The sequence below is a fragment of the Citricoccus parietis genome (assembly GCF_042433045.1).
GTDB lineage: Bacteria > Actinomycetota > Actinomycetes > Actinomycetales > Micrococcaceae > Citricoccus > Citricoccus parietis.
Map to the genome: position 1 here is coordinate 35645 of NZ_JBHLWH010000030.1, position 24788 is coordinate 60432.

19 protein-coding genes are annotated in these 24788 nt (G+C 70.9%); 9 read left to right on the top strand and 10 right to left on the bottom strand.

The genetic code is table 11. The features are described 5' to 3' along the window. Positions 1-132: 132 nt before the first annotated feature. The 4 genes from ACFFIO_RS11445 to ACFFIO_RS11460 all read right to left on the bottom strand — a co-directional run bounded on the left by ACFFIO_RS11445 (position 133) and on the right by ACFFIO_RS11460 (position 3879). Positions 133-1452 (bottom strand): MFS transporter, encoded by a 1320-nt coding sequence (locus ACFFIO_RS11445; RefSeq protein ID WP_378041906.1) that lies wholly within the window; start codon positions 1450-1452, stop codon positions 133-135. Beyond that, entirely contained in the window at positions 1452-2849 is a 1398-nt protein-coding gene (locus tag ACFFIO_RS11450) for an FAD-dependent oxidoreductase (protein ID WP_378041908.1), read from the bottom strand. Before ACFFIO_RS11450 ends, ACFFIO_RS11445 begins: the two co-directional genes overlap by 1 nt. Before the next feature lie 308 nt (positions 2850-3157). Continuing rightward, positions 3158-3463, bottom strand: a complete 306-nt coding sequence (locus tag ACFFIO_RS11455) for a hypothetical protein (protein WP_378041910.1) — start codon at positions 3461-3463, stop codon at positions 3158-3160. 80 nt (positions 3464-3543) lie between these two features. Then, positions 3544-3879 (bottom strand): cytochrome c oxidase subunit Vb family protein, encoded by a 336-nt coding sequence (locus tag ACFFIO_RS11460; RefSeq protein WP_378041912.1) that lies wholly within the window; start codon positions 3877-3879, stop codon positions 3544-3546. 281 nt (positions 3880-4160) lie between these two features. Between ACFFIO_RS11460 and ACFFIO_RS11465 the strand changes: the two genes are divergently transcribed. From ACFFIO_RS11465 to ACFFIO_RS11495, 7 genes are read left to right on the top strand one after another with little or no spacing between them, the layout of a single operon-like run. Further along, positions 4161-4595: a hypothetical protein gene (locus ACFFIO_RS11465; RefSeq protein ID WP_378041913.1), complete on the top strand. Its 435-nt coding sequence runs from the start codon at positions 4161-4163 to the stop codon at positions 4593-4595. A 1-nt stretch (position 4596) separates the two neighbouring features. Beyond that, positions 4597-5949: a type VII secretion integral membrane protein EccD gene (gene eccD / locus ACFFIO_RS11470; RefSeq protein WP_378041915.1), complete on the top strand. Its 1353-nt coding sequence runs from the start codon at positions 4597-4599 to the stop codon at positions 5947-5949. Beyond that, a complete protein-coding gene (locus tag ACFFIO_RS11475; protein ID WP_378041917.1) occupies positions 5949-7070 on the top strand; it encodes a CpaE/TadZ family protein in 1122 nt (373 codons plus the stop codon). The genes eccD and ACFFIO_RS11475 overlap by 1 nt, the downstream gene beginning before the upstream one ends. Next, the gene (gene eccCa, locus ACFFIO_RS11480) at positions 7067-11206 is read left to right on the top strand and encodes a type VII secretion protein EccCa (RefSeq protein ID WP_378041919.1); all 4140 of its coding nucleotides are present in this window, start codon (positions 7067-7069) and stop codon (positions 11204-11206) included. Before ACFFIO_RS11475 ends, eccCa begins: the two co-directional genes overlap by 4 nt. Next, positions 11203-12144 (top strand): EamA family transporter RarD, encoded by a 942-nt coding sequence (rarD, locus tag ACFFIO_RS11485; protein WP_378041921.1) that lies wholly within the window; start codon positions 11203-11205, stop codon positions 12142-12144. Before eccCa ends, rarD begins: the two co-directional genes overlap by 4 nt. A 22-nt stretch (positions 12145-12166) precedes the next feature. Continuing rightward, on the top strand, positions 12167-12694 hold the full coding sequence (locus tag ACFFIO_RS11490; protein ID WP_378041923.1) for a hypothetical protein: 528 nt from the start codon (positions 12167-12169) through the stop codon (positions 12692-12694). Beyond that, the gene (locus ACFFIO_RS11495; protein WP_378041924.1) at positions 12691-13176 is read left to right on the top strand and encodes an HIT family protein; all 486 of its coding nucleotides are present in this window, start codon (positions 12691-12693) and stop codon (positions 13174-13176) included. The genes ACFFIO_RS11490 and ACFFIO_RS11495 overlap by 4 nt, the downstream gene beginning before the upstream one ends. Before the next feature lie 146 nt (positions 13177-13322). Here the strand turns inward: ACFFIO_RS11495 and ACFFIO_RS11500 are convergent, their stop codons facing one another. Both ACFFIO_RS11500 and ACFFIO_RS11505 read right to left on the bottom strand, forming a co-directional pair. Further along, a complete protein-coding gene (locus ACFFIO_RS11500) occupies positions 13323-14390 on the bottom strand; it encodes a polyprenyl synthetase family protein (RefSeq protein ID WP_378041940.1) in 1068 nt (355 codons plus the stop codon). A gap of 54 nt (positions 14391-14444) precedes the next feature. Continuing rightward, positions 14445-15839 (bottom strand): geranylgeranyl reductase family protein, encoded by a 1395-nt coding sequence (locus ACFFIO_RS11505; RefSeq protein ID WP_378041926.1) that lies wholly within the window; start codon positions 15837-15839, stop codon positions 14445-14447. A gap of 65 nt (positions 15840-15904) precedes the next feature. Between ACFFIO_RS11505 and ACFFIO_RS11510 the strand changes: the two genes are divergently transcribed. After that, on the top strand, positions 15905-17326 hold the full coding sequence (locus ACFFIO_RS11510; RefSeq protein WP_378041927.1) for an isochorismate synthase: 1422 nt from the start codon (positions 15905-15907) through the stop codon (positions 17324-17326). Positions 17327-17363: 37 nt separating this feature from the next. Here ACFFIO_RS11510 and menD read toward each other — a convergent pair whose 3' ends face one another. From menD to ACFFIO_RS11530, 4 genes are all read right to left on the bottom strand, one after another. Further along, positions 17364-19316 carry a 2-succinyl-5-enolpyruvyl-6-hydroxy-3-cyclohexene-1-carboxylate synthase gene (gene menD, locus ACFFIO_RS11515; RefSeq protein WP_378041929.1) on the bottom strand — a complete coding sequence of 651 codons (1953 nt, stop codon included), beginning with the start codon at positions 19314-19316 and terminating at the stop codon, positions 17364-17366. A gap of 141 nt (positions 19317-19457) precedes the next feature. Then, positions 19458-21659: a PhoX family protein gene (locus tag ACFFIO_RS11520; RefSeq protein WP_378041931.1), complete on the bottom strand. Its 2202-nt coding sequence runs from the start codon at positions 21657-21659 to the stop codon at positions 19458-19460. 148 nt (positions 21660-21807) lie between these two features. Then, positions 21808-22869 (bottom strand): o-succinylbenzoate synthase, encoded by a 1062-nt coding sequence (locus tag ACFFIO_RS11525; RefSeq protein WP_378041941.1) that lies wholly within the window; start codon positions 22867-22869, stop codon positions 21808-21810. An 83-nt stretch (positions 22870-22952) separates the two neighbouring features. Further along, positions 22953-23555 (bottom strand): hypothetical protein, encoded by a 603-nt coding sequence (locus ACFFIO_RS11530; RefSeq protein WP_378041932.1) that lies wholly within the window; start codon positions 23553-23555, stop codon positions 22953-22955. A gap of 163 nt (positions 23556-23718) precedes the next feature. Between ACFFIO_RS11530 and ACFFIO_RS11535 the strand changes: the two genes are divergently transcribed. Continuing rightward, positions 23719-24720 (top strand): phosphatase PAP2 family protein, encoded by a 1002-nt coding sequence (locus ACFFIO_RS11535; protein ID WP_378041934.1) that lies wholly within the window; start codon positions 23719-23721, stop codon positions 24718-24720. Positions 24721-24788: the final 68 nt, after the last annotated feature.

The following is a 24788-nucleotide window of genomic DNA, read 5'->3' on the forward strand; positions in this document are numbered from 1 at the left end:
CCAGGGGGTGCGGGAAACTCAGAGACGGTCGATGAGACGTCTGTGGGTACAACGTACGTCACCGGCCGGACATTCCAGGCGGGAGGTGCCCAGGGACGCCAGGCGGCCGACACGTTCAGGGAATCGAGGTGCTCAGGGAACGGGATGGCGGGAGTCGTACTTCAGGAAGCCGGGCTGCCAGCGCATCAGGGTGCTGACCCCGAGTACGCAGAGCACCCCGCCGGCCATGAGCGTCACCGGCTCGGTCAGCAGCTCGGCGGCGCCACCGGTCAACATCTCCCCCACCCTCGGCCCGCCGGCCACCACCACGATGAACACGCCCTGCAGCCGTCCCCGCAGATGGTCCGGGGTGGCCGACTGCAGGATGGTGTTGCGGAAGACCGAGGAGACGGAGTCGGCGCAGCCGGCCAGGGCCAGGAAGGCCGCGGCCACCCACAGGTAATTCTGGGGCTCGCCACCGGAGGCCCCGGCACGGGCGGCCAGATAGACCACCACGCCGAAGCCGGCCACGGACAGCCCCCAGGCAACGATGGACCAGTACACTGCCGCCCCGTGCCGGACGATGCGCGTCAGCGGTCCGGAGAACAGCCCCGTGAGGAAGGCGCCGAGGGCCATGGCCGCCAGCAGGATCCCGACGGCGGCCTCGCCGCCGTCCAGCACCACCGCGCCGATCGCAGGCAGCAGCGCCCGCGGGAAGGCTGTGGCCATCGCGACGATGTCCGCGATGAAGGTCATCCGCAGGTTGGGGCGGGACCCCAGGAAGCGGAACCCCTCCACCACGGAGCCCCAGCCGACCCGGCGCCGGACCCCCGCTGATTCAACCGGCTCAGCAGAGTCAGCACCTTCCTGCCGCTGCGGCGGCAGGGACGGCAAGCGCCACACGGCATAGAGAGCGGCCAGGAAGGTCACCACGTCCACGGAGTACGTCCAGGCGTAGCCCACCTGGGCCACCAGGACGCCGGCGAACAACGGCCCGACCATCATCGCCACGGAGAACGTCATCATGTTCAGGGCGTTGGCAGCCGGCAGCAGCTTGAGGCCCACGAGCGCGGGGATGATGGCCCCGCGGGTGGGCTGGTTGATGCCGGAGGCCCCGGAATGGACGGCCACCAGCACGTACAGCACCCACACGCTCTCCAGCCCCAGCCAGGCCTGGGCTGCGATCAGGACGGCGGTCAGCCACAGCACGGAGGAGGAGGCCAGGGCGAGCTTGCGCCGGTCCACGTGGTCGGCCACCGCCCCGCCGTAGAGCCCGGCCACCACCAGTGGCACGAGGGCGAACGCGCCCAGCATCCCGACTGCCAGCGATGAACCGGTGAGGTGGAATACCTCAAGGCTGACCGCGACGAGGGTCAGTTGCGTGCCCACCGCCGAGAGTGAGTTCCCGATCCAGAGCCGCCGGTAGGCGGGGCTGACCCGCAGAGGGGTGAGGTCTGCGAGCAGCCGCGCCATCAGCCGCGGCTGATGCGGGTCATGTCCTCGCGGGGAACCACCTTGACGCGCTCACGCTGCACGGGACCGGAGCCGGTGGCGGTGGCACCGAGACCGAGCTCGTGTTCGTCCAGCTTCAGCCAGCCCTCCCAGGTGGTGTATTCGATGCCGCGCGATTCCAGCAGGTCGAGGACCGCCTGCTCGTCCGGATTCGCCGCGGACCACAGGTCGGGCTGGTCCTCGAGCATGCAGCCGATGGTCTCCAGGGCGTCGCCCTTGGTGTGGCCGATCAGGCCCACCGGGCCGCGCTTGATCCAGCCGGAGGCATACAGGCCGGGCACCGGGGTGCCGTTCTCGTCCAGGATGCGGCCGGCGTCGTTGGGGATGACACCCTTGCGCTCGTCATAGCCGAGCCCGGGCACGGGGGAACCGTGGTAGCCGATGGCCCGGTACACGGCCTGGACCGGGTAGTCGATGTACTCGCCGGTGCCCGTGACGTTGCCGGTGCCGTCCAGCTCCATGCGCTCCATCCGCAGGCCGGCGACCTGGCCGGCCTCGTCCCCCTCGCCGGCGAGGATCTCCACCGGCTGCTGCAGGAAGTGCAGGTGCAGGCGGCGCGAGGCGCCGGAGTCCTGGTCCTCGACGAGCCAGTTGGTCAGGGTGCCGACCATGGTCTTGACCTGGTTGTTCGTCGCTGCCAACTGCTCCGAGGCCTCATCGAACGCGAAGTCCTCCGGGTACAGCACGATGTCCACGTCCTTGGAGTGCGCCAGCTCGCGCAGCTCCAGCGGGGTGAATTTCACCTGGGCGGGTCCGCGGCGGCCGAAGACGTGCACGTCCGTGACCGGGGAGGCCTTGAGCCCCTCGTAGACGTTCTCCGGGATCTCGGTGACCAGCAGGTCGTCGGCGTGCTTGGAGAGCATGCGGGCCACATCCAGGGCCACGTTGCCGTTGCCGATCACCGCGACCTCCTTCGCGGTCAGCGGCCACTGGCGTGGCACGTCCGGATGGCCGTCATACCAGGAGACGAAGTCGGCGCCACCGAAGGAGCCCTCGAGGTCCACGCCGGGGACGGAGAGGTCTGCGTCCCGGACGGCACCGGTGGAGAAGACGATGGCGTCATAGTGCTCGCGCAGGTCCTCCAGGGTGAGGTCCGTGCCGAAGTCCACGCCGCCGAGGAAGCGGATGTCCCCGCGGTCCATGACCTTGTGCAGGGCCTTGACGATGCCCTTGATCCTCGGGTGGTCCGGGGCCACTCCATAGCGGATGAGTCCGTAGGGGGCCGGGTAGCGGTCGAAGAGGTCGATGCTGACCTCGAAGTCCCGCTCGGCCTTGGTCAGCAGGTCTGCCGTATACACGCCGGCCGGTCCGGCACCGATGATGGCGAGGCGCAGGGGGCGGGCAGCGGCAGCGGTCACAGGGTTGTCCAATCAGCAGGGTCCAGAAGACGATGTGGCATCGAGAGGGCCATCACGATGGCACGCGGCGGCGGCCTTCAAGGGCCACCACCGGTCCATTCTACCGGGACCACCGAAATACACACGACCACCGTGATGCAATGCACGTCGGAAGCTCGTCGCGGTACGGGCGTTGCCGGCGTTGTCAGAGGAACACCTCACGCTTAACGCCAAGGGACCGGTCCCCGTGGACCGGCCCCGCGCGTGCCGCTTGCGGCGGCAAGGCCGTGACGTGGCCGAGACGAGGTGACTGTGACGCGGTGCTGTGGTCAGCCCCCGTACGCGGCCGCGCCGATGGCGGCACCGGCGGCCTTGGCGGCGTCCGCGGCGGTGATGTCGTTCATCTCCATCAGAGCGCGGGCGTCCTTGACGAGCAGCTTGACCTGCTCGCAGGCGTCCAGCCACTTCTGCTCCACCACCTGGTAGTCCTCGGAGTTGGAACTGGACTGGAAGTTCTCGTCCATGTAGGCCTTCTGCGTCTCGCGGTCACCGATGATGCCCTCGATGCGGTCGGCGATCTGGCCCACCTGGTATTCGTAGGCTGCGGCTTCGCCGGCGTCGTACTTGATAACCATGGTCTATTCCTTTCGGGTTCCGGGAGTCCCGGAGAAGTGCGGAGTGTGTCGGTTGGTACTGCGACGATGACGCTGAGGCGTCACCAGGACAGCTCGGCGCCCTGTTCCTTGGCCCGGGCGTCGTCCAGCTCGGTCTGCTCCTGGACGCTGTAGGCCTTGTAGAGCTCGCCCTGGCCCACGTTGATCAGGGACAGCGCCTCGATCACCTGTCCCTGGCACTCGTTCACCCGGTTGATGAAGTTGCGGAAGGCCTGGGCGCCGGCACCCTGGAAGCTGCTCTCCAGAGACACGGTGGCGTCCTCGAGGTTGTGCAGCTCCACGATCAGGAGTTCGCCCGAATCCCCGGAGTCCTTGGCCGCCTTGTCGAAGGCGTCAAGGCCTTCCTGCAGTTCAAGTCGTTCGCTTCCTGTAGCCATGTCTATCCCCTAGGTGGTTCTGTCTCGGACCGGTGGTCCGCTGTCTGTGTGCCTGACGTGCGCTGCGTTCCGCAACCCGTTGGCCCGATGACTCCATCCTTCTGCCCCGGTGAGGTCCGGTCAACCGGATCCGATGGGTAGAACTCCCCATGCACGGTCCGCCGGTCTCGTTTCCGCCCTTGTAAGAATGCTGGAATGATGAGGGAGGTCACGGCACCGGGGGTGTGCCGGGCCAGGACGAGCCCGGTGCAGACCGGAGGGAGGGGGCACCGGCTGTGGCCATGGATTTCGACTCGCAGCTCATCGAGTCGGTCGAGGTACGTCGCGAGCGGCTGAGCGCCTCGTTCCTGTTCGGGCTGAACCCCACCGAGCGGCGGTGGAAGGACCGGACCAACTTCTTCGTCTACGGCCTGATCCTCGCTGCCCTGGCCTGTGCCTTCTGCGTGGGGATCTCCTTCATCGTGAACATCATCGGCAACTGGCTGGCCGAACGCGAGGAGCGGGACCAGCAACAGCAGCAGCGCAACGCGGTCGTCCAACCAGAGTCACCGTCGCAGGGTGTGGAGAAGCGCCCGGCGCACGCGCCTGCCGTGGTGTCCCCCTCCGACACCGCGGTGCTCGCGGACCTCGCTCCCCCCGCGGCGCCCGCCGCACTCGCTGCGCCCGCCACACCCACTGACCCCACCGCCCTGCCGCCGATCCCTTGGAGGTCCTGACGTGCCCACCCCCTATACGCGAGTCACCCTGGTGGGCCAGCGGCGCAATGCGGACCTCCTGTTGCCCTCGGACACTCCGCTCGGAACCCTCCTGCCCCAGATCCTGGACGTGCTGAACGATCAGCCGGAGGACTCCCTGGGCACCAAGCTGCTGGTCCGGCCGGACGGTGACGAGATCCCCCCGAGCCAGACCCTCAGCGAGTCCGAGGTCCTGGACGGCGAGCGCCTCCGCCTCGTCTCCCGCACCGAGGCCCCGCCCGCGCCCATCGTCTACGATCTCAACGATTCCGTCTCGGACGCCACGGAGGCCGTGCCCGGTCGGTGGTCGCCGGACTACAAGTACATCAGCTGCGGGCTGCTCGCCGCCCTCGGCGCGTGGTTCGCGATCACGTCCCTGTTGGCGACCTACACCCCGGAGCTCCAGGACTGGATCAACCTCGCCCTGGCCACGGTGGCACTCATCGGCGCCGCCGTGGTCTCCTCGCCGGGCCGACAGCAGGCCGTCGCCGCGACTCTCGCCGGTGCCGGCACCCTGTTCGCCCTCTCCGGCCTGACGGGACTGGGTCTCACCGCTCCGTGGGGGTACATCGCCGTCGGTGCCCTGGCCGCCGTCGTGCTGGGAGTCCTCGGATTCATCGTCAACCGGCCGCTGTCCATGTTCATCGCGGCCGCGGTGACCGGCGTCCTCGTGGCGGTCTGGGCCGTCTCGCCCCCGCTGGCCGAGTGGGCCATCGGGGACCGCACCTCCGATCCGGTGGTCGGCGCGGCCGCCATCCCCGGCATCGCCACCCTGCTGGTGCTGGGCATGCTGCCCAAGATCGCCCTCGGCGTCTCAGGCCTGGCCGGCATGGACGATCGACACGCCAATGGCTCCACGGTGCTACGACGGGACGTGGACCGGGCCATCGAATCCGCCCACGGCGGCCTCATCGCCAGCGCCGTCATCTGCGCTGCCTCGGCCGCGCTGTCCCTGTGGCTGGTCGGCGGCGACACCCTGGCCTATCCCTTCTCCCTGCCCCTCCTCGCCAGCCTGGTCCTGGCCCTCGGGCTGCGCACCCGTTCCTTCCCCCTGGCCGCCCAGCGCATCCCGCTGTACCTGGCCACCGGCCTCGGTGTCCTCTCCCTGGTCCGCCTGGCCATCGGATTCCAGCCCGACTACGAGGGCGTGTTCCTGGTCCTGTTGCTGGTGCTGGCCCTCGTGATCGGCGCCGGGCTGTCCGTTGACCTGCCAGACCACTCACAGGCCCGGATGCGCAAGGCCGGGGACACCCTCGAGGCCATCGCCCTGCTCGCCCCCATCCCGCTGCTGATCGGCTACTACGGGATCTACGCCACCCTGTTGGAGACCTTCTGATGTCCGCTCCCCTGGATCCCTGGAACGACGCCGGCCCCGCCCCGACCCGGCCACGGCCCGGTGCGAGCCCCACAGACGGCTCAGATCCGCTGTGGTCCAGCCGCTCGGACCTGCGCCGGGGCCTGGCCCGGGCCCAGGACGATCCGGGCACCGGCTTCGAGTCCGTGGCGTCCCGGGTCCAGCGCGACTACTCGCGCCGCCCGGCGCTGTCCCTGTGGGCTCGTGGCTGGCGCGCGCTGGGCGGTCTGTGGGGCCATGACCGGACCGGCGACCGGCTGGCCGCCTCGGCCAAGGTGGTCCAGTCCCCCGTCACCACCGGCCGGCGCATCGCTGTGGTTTCCCTGCGCGGCGGCGCCGGCAAGACCACGGTGGCGGCCCTGACGGCCTCGACCTTCGCCGCCCTGCGTCCCGAGCCGGTGTCCGCACTGGACCTGGACCCGGCCCTCGGATCGCTCGGCCTGCGGCTCGGTCACCGCCCGTCGCACGGCGCGGACCGGTTGGCCGCCGAACTGGCCGCCATGGACTCGACCACCTTCGACGCCGTCACCTCGCTGATGTCCCTCGGGGTGAACGACCTCCACTACACCGGCCCGCGGGTGGCCGGTGGCCCCCTGGGGCAGAGCGCCGCGACCACGTTGTTGTCCGGTCTGTCCCGCTACTTCCCGGTCACCGTGATCGACTGCCCCACCGGCACCGAGAATCCGGACACTGCCGCGATGCTGACCCGCGCCCATGCCGCCATCTTCGTGGTGCCCGCCACGGCGTCCGGCGTGGATGAGGCCGCCGGCTACCTGCGCCACTGGCTCACCGACCCCTTCCTCTCGGCCATCCCGGTGGTGGCCGCCGTCGTGGGCACGGACCGGGACGGGGTGCTGGACCCGCTCGCCCAGGCCGCCGCCCTGACCCGGCTCGGGGTGGGCGCCGTTGCCGTGCGGCACGATCGCCACGTCGCAGGAGGGGTGGGGATCAGCCTGCCGCTGCTGTTGCCGGAGAACCGGCTGGCGGCCGCAGAGCTCGCCGCCCAGGTCCTGTCCGCCGCGAACACCACGGGTACCACGGGCACCGCCACAGGCCCGTCCACGGGAGCCTCCACGCGTGCCCGGCAGGGGGTCGCCTGGTGACGCAGAAGGTCATCCACCGCCCCGCCCGCACCTCGGCGCCCGCCCGGCTCTACCAGCCCTTCCGCATCGAGGGTCCCCAGCCGATCGATCCGTCCCAGTCGGAGGGCGAGGGGGCCGGAGGTTTCCTCCGCCTGCTGCCGATGGTCGCCGCCGGGGGCTCCATGATGGTCATGATGACCTTCCGGCAGAGCCCCTTCGCTGCCGTCGGGGCCATCGCCATGGCGCTGTCCCTGATCGTGGGCGTCGTCATGATGTTCTCGCAGCGCGGCAAGGCCGGGCGCCAGCGCAAGAGCATGCGGGACACCTACGCCCGCTACCTCGAGCGGACCCGGGTGAGGCTGCGGGATGACGAGCAGCAGGCGCAGTTGGCAGCCCGGGCCTCCTCCCCGCCCGCCACCGCCCTGTTCGACATCGTCCGGGACCCGGCGCGGGTCTGGGAGCGGCGCCGCTACCACGAGGACTTCCTGCGCATCCGCATCGGCTCAGGCCGGCGCCCCACCCGGGACATCGACATCTCCCTGATCGAGACCGCCACCTCGCTGCAGGACGAGTTCCTGCTCCGTGAGGCGGAGAGCCTCAAGGACCGCTTCGAGACCGCCCCGGACATGCCGGTGAACCTGCCGCTGGACTCCGCGGGCAACGTGTCCCTCGTCGGCCCCCGCGACCCGGAGCTGCAGCTCGTGCGCTCGCTGGTGGCCGGCGCCGCAGCACTGCAGTCTCCCGAGGACGTGCGCATCGCCCTGATCACGCCCGAGGCCAACCGCGCCGACTGGGACTGGCTGGAGCTGCTCCCCCACTTGGACGACAACTCGCACCGGCACTTCACCGGACCGGTCAAGCTGATCGCCCCGGACCACGACTCGCTGCTGGAGCTGCTGGAGGAGGACCTGCAGTACCGGTCCAAGGTGGCCGGCGAGTACAACAAGTACGGGGACGAGATGACCAGGGGCCCATCCCTGCTGCCCCGTCTGATCGTGATCGTGGACCGCTACGGGCAGACCGCCGGTGACCTCGCCTTCGGGGACTCCCACTTCGGCCTGCCGGCGCGGGCCATCACCGCCCTTCACCTGTGTGCGGACCGGCTCCACGAACCCTCCGAGGTGAACTACCGGATCACCCTCACCGACGGCGGCGCGGGCCGGTCCGGGGCCGCATACTCCACCAACGCCGCAGGGACCGCAGAGGCGGAGGAGGCGGCTGCCCGTCCCCACTTCCTGCTCGAGGACCGCACCAAGGACCAGGGGAACCCGGTCCGGACCGAGGGCGAGCTGGACCCCATGGACGCCAGTACCGCCGAGGGACTCGTGTCCGAGCTGGCACCATTGCGGCTGGCGCTGGAATCCCTGGAGCACACCGGGGCCGAGGCGGCATCCTCCTCCTCTTTCCTGGAGATGCTGCACCTGTCCCCGGCGCTGGACCGGGCCGACGTCGAGCGCAATTGGCGACCCCGTTCCCAGGCCGACTTCCTGCGGGTGCCGCTGGGACCGGATGACAAGGGCAAGCCGGTGCTGCTGGACCTCAAGGAGGCCGCGCAGCTCGGCATGGGACCGCACGGTCTCTGCGTGGGCGCCACCGGCTCCGGCAAGTCCGAGATGCTCCGATCCCTGGTCTTCGGCCTGCTGGCCACCCACTCACCGGACTCGCTGGCGATGGTGCTGGTCGACTTCAAGGGCGGCGCGACCTTCGCCCCCTTCGAGGGCGCACCGCACGTCACGGGCATCATCACGAACCTCTCCGATGACCTGACCCTGGTCGAACGCGTGTATGCCTCGCTCAACGGCGAGATCCTGCGTCGGCAGGAGGTCCTGAAGGCCGCCGGCAACATCGCCAACATCACCGACTACCAGATCCACCGGGACGAACAACTGGCCAAGAGGCAGGGCAAGCAGGGGACGCCGGGCAGCGAACCGCTGCCCCCGCTGCCGCACCTGGTCATCATCATCGACGAGTTCGGCGAGTTGCTCACCGCCCGCCCGGACTTCATCGACCTGTTCCTGTCCATCGGACGCATCGGCCGCTCGATCGGCGTACACCTGCTGCTGAGCTCCCAGCGGGTGGAGTCCGGCAAGCTGCGTGGCCTCGAGACCTACCTGTCCTACCGCATCGGCCTGCGCACGCTGTCCGAGTCCGAGTCCCGCACCGTGCTGGACACCCCCGATGCCTTCCACCTGCCGCCACTGCCCGGCTATGGGTACCTCAAGGTGGACACCACCGTGTACTCCCGTTTCAAGTCCGGCTACGTCTCCGGCCCGCTGGCGGACGAGGTCTTCGAGGAGGACGAAGAGGAGGACCTGGGGGACGAGATCCCGCCGGTGCTGCAGGCCACGGACTACGCCCTGGTCCTCGCAGAGCAGCAGGCCGCCGGCGTGCCGGGCGAGCCGGCGGCCCCGGCCCCGAAGAAGGACGCCCCGGCACGCCGCTCCACCGGTCCCACCGTGATGTCCACCATGATGGACACGCTGCGGACCTACCCGCCGTCCGTGCAGCCGATCTGGTTGCCCCCGCTGCCCGTGGAGAGCACCCTGGACCAGGTGGTCGGCGAGCCGAAGAACACGGAACAGGGCTTGCGCCTGCCTGCCGGTGGCGACCTCACGGTGCCCATCGGTCTGCTGGACGATCCGGCCCGCCAGTGGCAGGGGCTCTGGGAGATCGACTTCACCTCCGGCTCGGGCAACATGATCGTCCACGGTGGTCCCCAGTCCGGCAAGTCCACCGCCCTGCGGACCATCGTGACGTCCCTGGCCCTGACCCATTCGCCGCAGCAGGTCGGCATCTACTGCGTCGACCTGCTGGGCTCCGGCCTGTTGCCGCTGCAGGACCTGCCGCATGTGGGCGGGGTGGCCGTCCGCACCAACGGAGAGGTCGTCTCACGCACCGTGGACGAGGTCCTCGGGATGCTCTCGCACCGCGAACGGGTCTTCGAGAAACATGCCATCGACTCCCTGCCGACCATGCGGCGGATGCATGCCGAGGGAAAGCTGCCCGAGCTGCCCAGTGCGGACATCTTCCTGGTGGTGGACGGCCACGGCCAGTTCCAGGAGGAGTTCGAGGACCTGCTGCCCAAGGTGGTCCAGATCATGACCCGCGGCGGAGGCTACGGCATCCACATCATCTCGGCGGTGAACCGCAACAACGAGATCCGGGCCACCCACCAGACCTACTTCACGCATCGCATCGAGTTGGCGCTGTCCGAGGCCGGCGACTCCCAGATCGACCGCAAGCTGGCTGCCAACGTGAACCCGGAGGCCCCCGGCCGCGGCCTGATGCCACTCAAGCTCCAGGGCCACGTGGCCCTGCCGCGGATCGACGGCCAGGCCGAGAAGGAATCCGCCACGGACGGGCTGAAGGACCTCGTGGAGCAGGTGGGCCGCTTCTCCACCGGCGCCGCCATGAAGGTCCGCGTGCTGCCCTCTGTGGTGGAGGCCTCCGCGGTGGCGTCCCCGGAGCAGAAGGGCCTGTTCCCGCTGGGCCTGCGGGAGCTGGACCTCGGCGTGGAGTACCTCGACCTGGAACGCCAGGACCGGAACCTGATCGTCATGGGGGACGAGGAATCCGGCAAGTCCAACGTCCTGCGTCAGGTGGTCAACCGCTTCACCGCGAACCACCGGGACAACGAGTTGATGTTCGTGGTCATCGATCCCCGCCGCGGGCTCGGGGACCTCGTGCCCGACGACTACCTGGGCGGCTACGCCACGAACGCCGAGGTCGCCAAGAATCTGGCTGGCGCCGTGATCAACGAGCTGCGTAAGCGCCAGGACCCGGACGAGGACCAGACCACGGTCCAGCGCCAGACGCGGATCGTGGCCCTGATCGACGACTACGACGTGCTGACGGTGGGCGGCGGGCAGTCCCCACTCGGCGCCTTCGTACCCTTCATCCCGATGGCCGCGGAACTGCGGATCAACTTCGTGCTGACCCGCCGCGTGCGGGGCGCCTCCCGCGGCATGTATGAGACGTTCTTCTCCACCCTGCGGGACAACGGGACCTCGGCGCTGATCATGTCCGGCGACCGCCGCGAGGGCAATCTCATCAACGGGATCAAGGCCCGCAAGATGCCCCCCGGCCGCGGCCAGCTGCTGATGACGGGCAAGCCCGTGATGACGGTGCAGACGTTCTTCGGTGACCTGCCGGAGTGACCGCCTCCGCTTCCGCCGCCGGCCGCGCCCCGCGCCCGGTCACCCCGGCCGGGCTCGCCTACGGTGCCGGCGCGTACACGTTCTGGGGCGGGCTGCCGCTGTACATGGCGGCCACGGCCCCGGCCTCCGCCCTCGAGGTGGTCTTCGCCCGGATCGCCTTCACGCTCGTAACCTGCGCCGTGCTGCTCTTCGTCCTGCGGCGCTGGCGCGACGTCGGCCGGCAGCTGGGCAGCGGGCGGCGCCTCGGTGCCACCGCCCTGGCCTCCGTGCTCATCACCGGCAACTGGGCGATCTACACCTACGCCGTGATCTCCGGCCAGACCCTCGAGGCGGCCCTGGGGTACTTCATCAACCCGCTGGTCTCCGTGCTGGCCGGCGTCGTGCTGTTCGGGGAACGGCTCCGGCGGGCCCAATGGGCGGCCGTCGGTCTGTCCGTCACGGCCGTGGTGGTCATGGTGGTCGGGCACGGGGCGTTCCCGTGGCTCGCGATCCTGCTCGCCCTGACCTTCGGCGGCTACGGCGTGGTCAAGAGCCGGCTGTCCACCGCGGTCAGCCCGGTTGCCTCCCTGGGGGCCGAGACGATCCTGCTGATGCCGGTGAGCCTGGCCGGGATGTGGTGGCTGGCGGCCTCGGACCAGATGACGCTGCTCTCCCACGGGGCCGGGCACTTCTGGATCCTGGCCCTGTCCGGGGTGGTGACGGCCATCCCGCTGATCCTCTTCGGGGCGGGCGCCAGCCGGTTGCCCCTGACCCTGCTGGGGCTGCTGCAGTACATCAACCCGCTGATCCAGTTCCTCATCGGCCTGCTGTTGTTCCAGGAGGCCATGAGCACCGGCCGGTGGGCAGGCTTCATCCTCATCTGGTGTGCCCTCGTGGTACTCATGGTGGACTCGCTGCGGGCGGCCCGGCGGAATCCCCGGCCGCGCCACGGCCCGTAGGAGGGGACCCTAGACTGGAGGCATGCCCGCAGACTCCTCCGCTCCCGCCGTCTTCCTCTCGACCTTTCAGAAGCTCGTCCCCACCCACCTGGAAACGCCGTGGACTGCCGAGGACGGACTCGGCGCGGGGGAACTGGAGGCCCTGCTGGAGGCCTCGCCCGCTGCCGAGGCCGCACGGGAGGCCGTCGGTGAATCCGACGGTGAATCCGACGGCGTGCCGATCCCACTCTCCCTCTACGAGTTCCACCGTGCCCTGGGGAACTGCCCGGACCTGCTGGAGACCGACCACTTCTTCTTCGACGCCGATGAGCTGGAGATCCGGGACGGCTTCCTGATGTTCCTCGAGGACGCCGGGGAGAGCACCGTCTGGGGCCTGCCCGTGGCGGACGCCGAGCTGCCGGACCCGCTGGTCTGGCGCCGCTCCACCGGGGCGGACGCCGAACACGGCGTGTGGACGTGTGAGGGCGGGACCTTCAGCGAGTTCGCGGTGGACCTGCTCGCCTGGACCTTCGAGGATTCCGAGGACCCCGAGAGCCCCGGGGACGAATGATCGCCTGCCACGCCCCCGAGGGCTATGTGTGCCCCTTCTGCGGCCTGGTGGCCGGTGACGTCTCCGATCCGGAGAACCGCTGCGAGCTCGCCGACCTCGTCTACCAGGACGAGGACGTCATCGTCTTCATCGCGGTGGACGGCTTCGGCGACCACGAGGGCCATGCCATGATCTCCCCCAGCGGGCACTACGAGACGTTGTACGACCTCCCCGACCGGGTGCTGCAGCGGATCGGGCTGATGGCCCGCCAGGTGGCGCTGGCCATGAAGCAGGCGTGGTCCCCCGATGGCATCTCCACCCGCCAGCACAACGAGCCCGCCGGGAACCAGCACGTGTGGCACTACCACCTGCACGTGTTCCCGCGCTGGCACGACGACCAGCTCTACCGGCACCTGCGCCACCCGGTGGCTCCGGAGGTGCGGGCGGCCAAGGCCCGCGAACTGGCGGCCGTGCTCGACGCCGGTCCCACCCGCCTGCCTTAACTGGCCCTACTCACCCTTCCCCACCCGCGCTTCCCCTCGGCGTCCGCTTTGCGTCGAGTTGGGGTGGGTATTCGGCGCGCAGACCCACCCCAACTCGACTGAAAGCGAGAGGGGGCGTCTGGTCAGTCGGCCGGTCGGCCGTCCCGTCAGTTGTCGCGGTCGACCACGTAGTCGGCGAAGGCCACGAGGGCGCTCTTGACCGGTGAGGCCGGCAGCGGGGCCAGGGCCTCGACGGCATCCGCGGCCCAGCCACGGGTGATGTCCCAGGCCTGCTCGATCACCGGGTGCGCGGAGACGGCGGCCACCGCTGCAGCCAGTTGCTCGTCGGTGTCCAGGGGGCCGTCCACCAGTTCGAGGACGGCAGCCGCCGTCGCATCGGCCGGGGCGGCCTGGCGCAGCAGCAGCACCGGCAGGGTGGGCACCCGTTCCTTGAGGTCGGTGCCCGGGGTCTTGCCGGAGGCGTGGGAGGTGCTGGTGAGGTCGATGACGTCGTCCGCCAGCTGGAAGGCCATGCCGACCTTCTCGCCGTAGTCGTCGAGGATCCGCACGGTGGTCTCGTCGCAGCCGCCGAAGTGGGCGCCCAGGCGTCCGGCGGAGGCGATCAGCGAACCGGTCTTGCCGCCGATCACGCGTAGGTAGTGCTCCAGGTGGTCGTCCTGCTCCTCCGGGCCCACGGTCTCCCAGAGCTGACCCATGACCAGCCGCTCGAAGGTGCGCGCCTGGATGGCCACGGCCTCGGGGCCGAGGGTCGCCATCAGCAGGGAGGCCCGCGCGAAGATCAGGTCGCCGGCCAGGATGGCCACCGAGTTGCCCCACACCTGGTGGGCGGCCGGGGCGCCGCGGCGCACGGGTGCCTCGTCCATGACATCGTCGTGGTACAGGGTCGCCAGGTGCGTCAACTCCATCACGACGGCGGCCGAGCGGACCTCCGCGGCCACCTCGCCGACCTGCCCCGTGCCGACCCCGGGCTCGCCCAACAGCGAGGACAGGATGGTCAGCAGGGGACGGATCCGCTTGCCGCCGGCCTCCAGCAGGTGCCGGGAGGTGTGGTCCGCCAGCTGGTCCGTGTTGGTGACGGCCTCGGAGAGTTCGTGCTCGACCCGCTCGAGGGCGGTGGTGACCACGTCGAGCAGGACGCCGTGCTCCGCGAGGTTCTCGAAGCCGGCGGGCAGGGCCAGGCCGCCGACGGGGGCACCGGGGATGCCGGAGGAGATGCCGGTGGAGACGCCAGCGCGGGATACGGGCTCGGGTGAAGTCACCGGGCCAGCCTAACCAACGTTGGCCGGGGTCGGCGCATCCGGGTCGGACCGCATGGCAGCGGCGGACGCGGTCTCCGGCACTGCCCCCGCTGCCGCCCTCATCGTCGTGGCGGCGGGGACCACGGACTCCAGCAGCCGCACCATCCGGTCCACCGGCGCGGTGCCCCGCTCGTCCACGAGGTTGGCCATGACCTGCACCACGGAGCGCAGCAGCGGCTTGACCCGCATTCCCGTGGCCAGGGCGGCCTTCAGCACGGCGGGGTGGCCGATCAGCTCCGCGAACCGGCTGCCGAGCGCGAAGTGCCCGCCCCAGGTCTCCTGGGTGAGCACCGGGTACCGGGCCAGCTCCGCCTCCCGGCCGGCCGCCGTCGGGCGCTTCAGGGCCGTGACGGTCAGGTCCGCTGCGATGCGGGCGGCCTCCATGGCGAAGGAGATCCCCTCGCCGTTGAACGGGGAGACCATGCCGGCCGCGTCCCCGACGAGCAGCATGCCGGGCACGTGCTGCGGGGTCCGGTTGAAGCCCATGGGCAGGGCGGCGCCGAGGATCCTCGAGGTGCGGGTCTCCTCGGACAGTCCCCAGGTGGCGGTCAGCGCACCGGACCAGTCCTTGAGGATGGAGCGGTAGTCGAGCTTGCCGAACTGCGGGGAGGTGTCCAGGATGCCGAGGCCCACGTTCACGGTGCCGTCCCCCAGCGGGAAGAGCCAGCCGTAGCCGGGCAGCAGGTTGCCCGCGGCGTCCGGCAGCTGCAGCCAGGACTCCATCCAGTCGTCGCCGTGGCGCGGGGCGCCCTCGGGGACCGAGTAGTAGGCGCGGACGGCCACGCCCATCGGACGGTCGTCCCGCTTGGCCAGGCCCGCGGAGACGGCGGTGCGCGTGGAGTTGCCGTCCGCGGCGATGACGACCGGGGCGTGGAAGTCCTTGAACTCACCGGTCTTGCGGCCGCGACCGTCCAACAGCTCGGCGCGCAGGCCGTTGACGGTCCCGTCCTCGGCGCGCAGCACGGTGGTGACGGAGTGCCGTTCGAGGATGGTGGCCCCGGCCGCCCGGGCGTGCTGGGCCAGGACCTCGTCGAAGTCGTGGCGGGTGCGCACCAGGGCGTAGCCCGGCCACGTCTGCGTGGACGGCCAGGGCACCTCCACCGCGCGGCCCTCGGCCACCAGCCGCAGCCCCTTGATGTGCTGCCACCCGTCCTCGGCGGCGTGTGGGATCCCCATGAGGTTCATCTCCCGCACCGCCTGCGGGGTGAGCCCGTCCCCGCACACCTTCTCGCGTGGGTAGGCCGTCTTCTCGAGCACCGTGACCTCGATGCCGGCGTTCGCCAGGTGCCATGCCGCCGTGGCCCCGGCCGGGCCGCCGCCGGCGATGAGGACTTGGGTCTGGACGGGTGTCGTTGCGCGTTCCACCCCGCCATTCTCCCAGAGCACCGGCGCGCACCCGCCCAGGGCACTGACGGTAGGCTTGACAGGTCATGAACAACCCTGGATCCGCGACGCCCGCGCCCCGGCTGGCGTCCGTCACCTATGCCCGCCCTCTTCCCGGCGGTGCCGGTCTCGCGGAGGTCGTGGCCACCGGCACCGAGTGCGCGTGGATCCGCTGCGGCGAGGGCATGGTCGGGCTGGGGACCGCCGCCCGCTTCACCACCACCGGGTCTGGCCGCTTCGAAGCGGCCCGCCGCTGGTGGATGGCCGCCACGGAGGCCGAGGCGGCTGAATCAGGGGGTGCGGACCGGAGCACCGTGCCCGACGACGGCCTGCCCCGGCGCTCCCCGCTCGCCTTCGCGGCATTCGCCTTCGCCGACGACAGCCCCGTCGACTCGGTCCTCGTGGTCCCGGAGTTCGTCGTCGGCTCCACCCACGGCCGGTCCTGGCTGACCTGGCAGGTGGACCTGGACAGCCCGGCCAACGCGCAAAGGGCCGCCGCCGGTTGGCGTCCCGGTCAGGCCGAGGCCGAGCAACGGCTGGAAGAGCTGCTCGCGGAGGCTGGGCGCGGGTCGCGCGACGGGTGGGCAGACGCCGGGCCGGCCGGCGGTCTTGAGCTCAGCGATGGCGCGCTGTCCCAGGAGGGCTACCGGGCCGCCGTCGCCCGCGGGGTCCGGCTGATTGAAGCCGGGGACCTGACGAAGCTCGTGCTGGCCCGAGACGCCGTGGTCCGCTCCGACGGCCCGCTCGACGTCGCGCGAGTGTTGCGCACCCTGACGGAGCGGTACCGGGACTGCTGGACCTACGCCGTGGACGGGCTCATCGGCTCCACCCCGGAGATGCTGGTCAAGGTGGACGGGGACACCGCCCGGGCCCGGGTGCTGGCCGGGACCCTGGACCGGGAGGGCGCACCGGTCGGGGCGGCCGGGACCGAGTACGCACGGCAGCTGCTCTCCGACAATCCCAAACAACGCCACGAGCACCGGCTGGCCGTGGACTCACTGACCGAGCGCCTGGAACCGTTCACCACCAGTCTCGAGGCCGCGGACGAGCCGTTCGTCCTGGAGCTGCCCAATGTCTGGCACCTCGCCACGGACGTCTTCGCCCGGCTCGTGGGGGCGGAGGGTGCGCGGCGCACGGGGCCAGGGGCGCTGGCCCTCACCGAGGTGCTGCATCCCACGGCGGCCGTGTGCGGCACCCCGCGCGAGGCGGCCGCCGCGCTCATCTCCCGGCTGGAGACCGCCGACCACGGCCTGGACCGCGGACTCTTCGCCGGGCCGGTGGGGTGGCTGGACGGCAATGGGAACGGCGAGTTCGGTATCGCACTGCGCGGGGCCGTGGTGGAGGACGAGCACACTGTTCGCTTGTATGCCGGCTGCGGCATCGTCGCCGCCTCCGACCCGGAGGCCGAGCTGGCGGAGACCACCGCCAAGATGCGGCCCATGCTGCAGGCGCTGGGACTGCGGGCCTAGTACTTCAGTCGCGTCGGTGTGGGAGGCCGGCGGGGACCTACCGGAACGTCGCGCGGACCGCGGCCTCCACCTGGCGGCGGACGCGTGGACGGGCGGAGCGGTCCGAGCGCAGCTCGAGCACCCGGCGGCCGGCACCCGGACTGCCACCGAGGGTGGACAGCAGATCGTCCTCGCTGTCCACCGGGATCCACTCCAGGCCATAGGCGGCGCACAGGGCGCGCACCTCGACGTCCTGCGGGGTGCCGAAGAAGCGCTCCACCACCTCGGCCATGCCCTCGCGCTGGGCCACCAGGCCGTGTTCGAGGCCGGCGAAGATCGCCCCACCGGCGTCATTGACCACCACGATGTCCAGGTCCGGTTCCCGCTCCCCCGGCCCGACCAGCAGGCCACCCACGTCATGAAGCAGGGTCAGGTCACCGCACAGCAGCACGGTGCGCTGGCCGGTGCCCAGCGCCACGCCGGAGGCCGTGGAGACCGTGCCATCGATGCCGGCGAGTCCGCGGTTGGCATACACGATGGACTGCGGCACCGTGGGCGGACGCCAGGACAGGTCCACGTCCCGGATCACCGAGGACGAGCCCAGCACGAGGGGTCCCCGGACGGTGCTGGCCACGAGTTGGCTGGTGCGCAGCGCGCCAGGCCGGCCGACCTCGTCATGCCGGATGGCCAGGGCGTCGTCCAGGGCGGCTTGGGCCCGCACCCCGGCCTGTTGCCAGTCCGTCAGCCAGCCGGCGGGGCCACGGCCGGCGACGACGGCCAGCTCCTCCAGGTCATCCACCGGACGTTCGCGGCGGGCACCGGGCTCGAACCAGGCCACCGGCTCGGGCTGGTGGAACGCCGTGGCCAGGTCGGCCCGGGCCAGCAGCGCGGAGATCTGCCGGGTCAGGGTCGGCCGGCCGAAGAGGATGACCTGCTCGATCCGGCCGGCCAGCGGATGGGAGTCCTCCCCCAGCCCGCCGGCGGAACCGAGGAGCCACGGGTAGGCGCCGACGGCGTTGTGGCCGAAGCGGGCGTTCGAGCTCGGCTCGGCGAGCAGTGGCAGGCCGAGGGCGTTCGCGAAGGCGGCAGGCAGGGGTCCGGAGCCGTGACCGGCCACCACCACGGTGCGTGACTCGGCCAGCTCGGCCACGTCCAGGTCGAGTTGCTCGGTGAGGTCCATAGGGTTCACCGTCACCGGACCGGAAGGCCCGGTGACGACCTCCTCACCGGCGGGCGGGACCCAGCCGGCGTCGGCCCCCGCCGCGTCCGTCCCGTCAGGATCCGCGGGGACCAGGGGCTCGCGGAACCGCAGGTTCAGGTGGATCGGTCCCGGCGCGGATTCCCGCACGGCGACGCCCGGCGTCCCGCCGAACCCCTCCACGTCCTCGGTGTCGAAGCCCCCGGCGGCCAGCATCGCCCGGGACACCACGGAGCGCAGGTGCTCGGTGTGCTGGTGCAGGGCGGTGCCCCGGGGATCGGCGTCGGTGACCTCGGCAGCCTCCGCTGCCAGCCACTCAGGCACCTCCTCGGCGTCCGCGTCCGTGGGCACGTCCCCGCTCAGGGTGGCGGCGAAGCGCACATGCTGCGGGAAGATCCCGTCCTGCCGGGTGGTCTGGTTGGCACCGGTGCCCTGCAGCTCCTCCGGGCGGTCCGCCGTCAACGCCACGAGCTGGACCCCGGCGTGGTCGGCCTCCATGAGCGCCGGCAGCAGGTTGCCCACGGCCGTCCCGGACGTGGTCACCACCCCGACCGGCCGGCCGGAGGCCAGGGACAGCCCCAGCGCGGTGTAGGCGGCGGAGCGCTCGTCGATGCGGACGTGCAGCCGGATCCTGCCGGCCCGCTCGGCCTCGGCCAGGGCGTAGACCAGCGGTGCCGAGCGGGATCCGGGGGCCACCACGGCCTCACGAAGACCGCCCTCCACCAGGGCTTCCGTCACCGTCCGGGCCACCCGCTGGGAGTCCAGGGCGAGGGTCGTGTTGTGCGGGCTGGGCTCGTGCCGGGAATGCTCCATACCGTCATCCTACGGAGCCCGCCTGAGCAGGCGGTGAACTCCGGTGGACGATCTGTACCCTCAGCGCACAGTGACGCCACCACGTCACTACGGTGGGGGTGGCGTCACTGTGCGCGCGGGGATTCCGGCCGGGGACGTCGGTCAGCGGTCGTTGTCCCGACCGCGACCTCGGTCGTTGTCCCGACCGTGTCCGCGGCCATCGTTCCAGTCGCCCCGTCGCTTGTTGCCGTGGCCCTTGCGGAAGCCGCCGTTGCGCTTCTTCCCGCCCTTGCCCCAGCCCCCTCCGTTGTTGCCCGTGGTGGAGAAGACCTGGACGACGGCCGGGCGCGGGACGGCGACCTTGTCCCCCTTCAGCGGGCCCTCTGGGACGAAGTCCGGGAAGTAGGAGGTGTGGGCGCCCCAGTCGCCGCCCTCACCGGGGTGCTGCACGGCCACGAACACGGAGTTGTCCTGGTCGTGGATCACCGGCCCGCAGGTCTCGGCATCGACCGGCACCGCCAGGAACTGCTCCACTCGGCCGCGGTTGCGGCCCTCGAGGGTGACCTTGTGCAGGGCGTCCGAGTAACCGATCTTGCCGGGCTGGCCGTCCGTGGAGATCCAGAGGTTGCCCTCGGAGTCGAAGGCCAGGTTGTCCGGGCAGGAGATCGGGGAGACCTTCTCCGCGGGGAACCCGGAGAAGTACACCGAGTCGGAGGCGGCCGGGTCACCGGCGAGCAGCAGGATGTTCCAGTTGAAGCGCTCGGAGGTGTGGTCCCCGCGGCGTTCGATCATCTCGATGACGTGGCCGTCGCGGTTGCCGCCGTCGGGCTTGGAGACCGGGTTGGCCTCGTCCACGCCGTCGCGGGTGCGGCCGGAGTTGTTGGTCAGGGCCAGGTAGATCTTGCCGGTGACGGGGTTGGTCTCCATGTCCTCCGGGCGGTCCATCTTGGTGGCGCCGACCTTGTCCCCGGCGAGCCGGGTGTTGACCAGCACCTGGTCCACGGTCATGTCCGGCACCAGGGACTTGTCGTTCTTCACCAGCGGGATCCAGCGGCCCCAGCCGTCGAAGTCGCCGTCCGAGGGGACGGCCCCGGTGCCGTCGATCTCGGATGCCGGGGAGTTGCCGGAGAACTGGGCCACGTACAGGGTGCCCTCGGAGAGCAGGGTCATGTTGTGCTTCTTGTTGCCCTTGCGGTACTTCTGCTTCGAGACGAACTTGTACACGTAGTCATGGGCCTGGTCGTCACCGGAGTAGACCACGGCGTGGCCGTCCCGGGAGATGATCGCGGTACCGGCCTCATGCTTGAAGCGGCCCAGTGCGGTGTGCTTGACCGGGGTGGACTCCGGGTCCTCCGGGTCGATCTCCACGATCCAGCCGAAGCGGTTGGCCTCGTTGGCGTAACCCTCGGTGTTCAGGTTGAAGCGCGGGTCCACGGTCTCCCAGCGGCGCGAGGTCGGCCCGGGCGAGATGCCGATGCGGGTCTGTTCCGGGGCACCGGTGCCCACGAAGTACTGGTCGAAGTTCTCCTCCCCGGACAGCACGGTGCCCCACGGGGTCGTGCCGCCGGCGCAGTTGTTCAACGTGCCGAGCACCTTGGTCCCGGTGGTGTCGTCCTTCGTCTTCAGCAGGTCCGAACCGGCGGCCGGGCCGTCCACGGTGAACAGGGTGGAGCCGGTGATACGGCGGTTGCGGCGGCCGCCCCGGACGTACTCCCACTTCTGGCCCTTGCCGCCGCGCTTCAGGTCCACGATCGAGAGCCCGTGGGCCTCGATGGCGGCCTCGATGACATCCTTCGGGTTGGACTTGAGGTACTCCGGGGAGAACATGACGTTCTCGTTGGTGTACTCGTGGCTGTTCACCAGGAAACCGGTACGGTCGTTGCGCCCGTCGGAGAAGACATCGAGGTAGTCCGAGTTGTAGCCGAACTGCTTGGCCTGGGAGGCGCCCGTCTGGTTCTCCAGGTCGAACTCCGGTGAGTCATCGAACAGCGGGTCTCCCCAGCGGATGATGGCGGCCCAGTCATAACCGGACGGAACGGTCATGGCGTCCACGGTGCGCTCCACCGGGGCGATGGCCTCGAAGGACAGCTTGCCGCCGCCCCTGGGGTGGAAGTCGTTCGCGGCCTGGGCCGCGGGGGCGTTCTGCAGGGCGGTGCCGCCGACGACCACGGCGGCGGCGAGACCACCTCCCAGCCCGAGTGCGGCGCGGCGGGAGATCGCGGCGTTGGCGATGTCCCGGAAGTGGGAATTGTCCGAGGTGTTCGGAACCGGGTGGGAACAGGCGCTGCCGCACTTGAGTTCACAGGTGATCGGCAGGCGGTTGCCGCGGGTGTGCCCGACCATGGGCAGGTGGCGCTTCAGCATGGGTTTCCCTCTTCAGGTGGTGACGGTGGCGTTCACAAGGCCTTCACAGCCTGGACTCGTCAATCCGCCGTCCGGTCACCGCGCGGTGACCTCCCGGTGAACACTGGGTGAGGTGTATTTAGGTCACGCCCGTGCCACTCAATTCCCGTCAGGTCGCGGACAGCACCCCGTGAGCCTGCACCAAGCGCTGACGCCACCACTGCTGCCGGTCCTCGCCCGCGCGCAGTCGAGCCAGGGCCGCAGGGTCGGGGACGGGACGGGCGCGCGAAGCACCGGAAGCACCGGAAGCCAAGTGGCCGGCGTCGGGAAGCCAGCCGGGGACCACCACGTCCTCGGTGAACAGCGCCACGGTGCCCAGCCCGCAGGCAAAGGGCAGCGCGGGCAGGCTCGCGGCGAGCGCCACGCCGGCGGCGATCCCCACGGAGGTGTCCAGTGCGGAGGACACCACGGCGTCCAGGCCGGCCGCCCCGACGATGCCCAGGGCGCGCCGCACCCCGCCGAGGGGCTGGACCTTGACCACCACGAGATCCGCCGCACCGGCCCGGGCCACGGCGAGCGGGTCGGTCTCCTTGCGCACGGATTCATCGGCGGCGATCCGCATCGGCGTCCCCGCGGCGTGGAGCGCCTCCCGCAGCCGGGCCAGCCCCTCGATCCCGGCCACGGGCTGCTCGGCGTACTCGAGTCCGTACTCCGCGAGCCGCTGCAGGGCGGCGAGCGCCGTGGTGTGATCCCAGCCCTGGTTGGCGTCGATCCGCAACGCGGCCCCCGGCCGCAGCCGGCGGACCTCGGCCACACGGGCCACGTCCTCGGCCACCCCCTCGGGGCCGGTGCGGCCTGATTCCGCCACCTTCACCTTGACGGCAGGCACGTCACCGAAGGAGTCCAGCACCCGCCCGACGTCGGCCGCGGCCACTGCAGGCACCGTCGCGTTCACGGGGACCAGGTCCCGCACCGGCGCCGGCCAACCCTGCCAGCCCGCCTCGATCGCGGCGGCAAGCCAGCGCGAGGATTCCTCCGGACCGTACTCCGCGAACGGGGAGAACTCCGCCCAGCCAGCCGGCCCGCGCAGCAGCATGGCCTCGCGTATGGTGACGCCGCGGAAGCGGGTGTGCATCGGCTGGGCCACGACGACGGCGCCCTCCAGGATCTCGTCCAGCTCCGGCAGTCGCGTGCCGTCCAGCAGGGGCGGGATCCCGTCGTGAGGACCAATGCGGTTCTGGGAGCCGAGGGAGTCGCGGTGGAGGTTGCTCGATGCGGTCACCCCGCCAGTCTATGGACGCCGGTAGACCCCCTCTAGACCGCGGCGTAGTAGCCGAACTTGCGCGCCACGGAGGCGGCGCGGGCACGATCGCCGAGGACGGACTCCAGAGCCTCGACCACGGAGGCCGTGGTCTCCGGGCGCAGGTTCCAGTCCTCGTCGAACGGGTCGTCCCAGCGCGCCCAGGCGCTGCCGGTGGCGGTGAAGGCCAGCGCCATCTCCTCGACGGAGCCGAAGGTCGGCTCGGGCTCCTCGAGCCGGTCCTCCCAGCCGTCCTCGCCCGGTGCGGTGAGGATCTTGCCGGTCAGGCCGTCCAGGATGAAGGGGTCCGGACCCTGCTTGGCCACCACCGTCCACTCGTCGTTCCAGTCCACCAGCAGCGCACCGGTGCGGGGGTTCCAGCGGTAGCCGGCCTGTTCGTCCCAGAGCCGTTCCAGCGGGAAGAACAGGAAGGGCAGGCCAGCGGTGTCGATCTCGATCCACTCCGGCCCGACCTCCCGGTAGAACCGGGCGAGTTCGGGGGCCAAGGGCGACTCCCCCGCCCAGTCGAGGGGTTCCTGGCGACTCGTCGACCCGAAGACGGACAAGGCTTGACGGACCGAAGACAGCTCGGGAGTGGGACCCGCAAGGTGTGCCATGGCCCCTACAGTAAGCGGGAACCCACACGGGCGGTCCAGCATCCACTGACCCCGGGATGACAATTCGGCGAAGAACACCCGACGTGGAGGTGGACGGCTGAGTGACCACTGCCACGGCCGGATGTTCGGAGTCCTCCCAGCCGTGTGGACCACAATGGCGTGCATGTCCCCTGCTGTCTCCGACCCCGCGGGCGCCGGCACCGGCCCAGGCCGGCGCGTCCGTGCTGCCAGTGCCGCCCGGGCAACCCGAGCAACCGTGCTGCTTCGGCCGGCCCGCAGCACGTGGGCCTGGGTGCTGGCCGCAGCGGTGACCGCAGCCCTGCTGCTGTTGGTGTACCGCGTCTTCGTGACCACGCAGACCGGCCAGCTGGCCGAGTTCATGGCCCTGGAAGCGGCCACACACCGGCTCGAGGGACTGCGGGGGTCCACCCTCGCCGTGCTCAACCGGCTGCCGGAGATCGTGGGGGTGGCCGGCGTCGGGGTGTTCCTGGTGTTGACGGTCTACCGGCGGCGCTGGATCGCGTCCCTGGAGGCGGCGATGGCGTTCGGGGCGGCGAACCTGACCACGCAACTGCTGAAGAACTGGGTGCTGGTGCGCCCGGACCTGGACAACGGGGTGCCGTACTACACCGGCAATTCCCTGCCGTCCGGCCATACGACGTTCGCCGCGGCCGCCGTGGTGGCGGTGTTCCTCATGGTCGCCCCGCGGTGGCGTCCGCTGACCGCCGCCGTGGGCGCGCTCTTCGCCACCGCGGTGGGGGCGGGGACCTTCATCGAGACGTGGCACCGGCCCGCGGACATGGTGGCGGCGTACCTGGTGGCCGCGTTCTGGGGGCTCGTGGCCGGCTACGTGATCCTGCGGACCGGGGCCGACTGGAACATCCGCGGCACCCGGACGGCCCGCCATCCGCGTCCCGGCGGGCACCCCCTCTGGGATGTGGCCCTCTGGGTCGCCGGTGTCGCGATGCTGCTGGGCGCCTGGTGGGGCTTCGAGTCGGCCGGGGGCACCGCAGCCCTGACCGCCGAACCGGACTGGTATTCCGGCTGGCACTTCCTCTACGGCGTCCTGTTCGCCACCGGTCCGGGGCTGCTGGTCTTCGCGGCGCTCTCCGGTTTCTTCCGCTGGCAGTCCGGGCGGCGCCGGCCGGCAGCACCACGCGACTAGCTGTACCCAGCCATCACGTTGGTGACAGACGGCTGATGGGCGGGCGCCCGCCGAGTGCACTGTGGCCT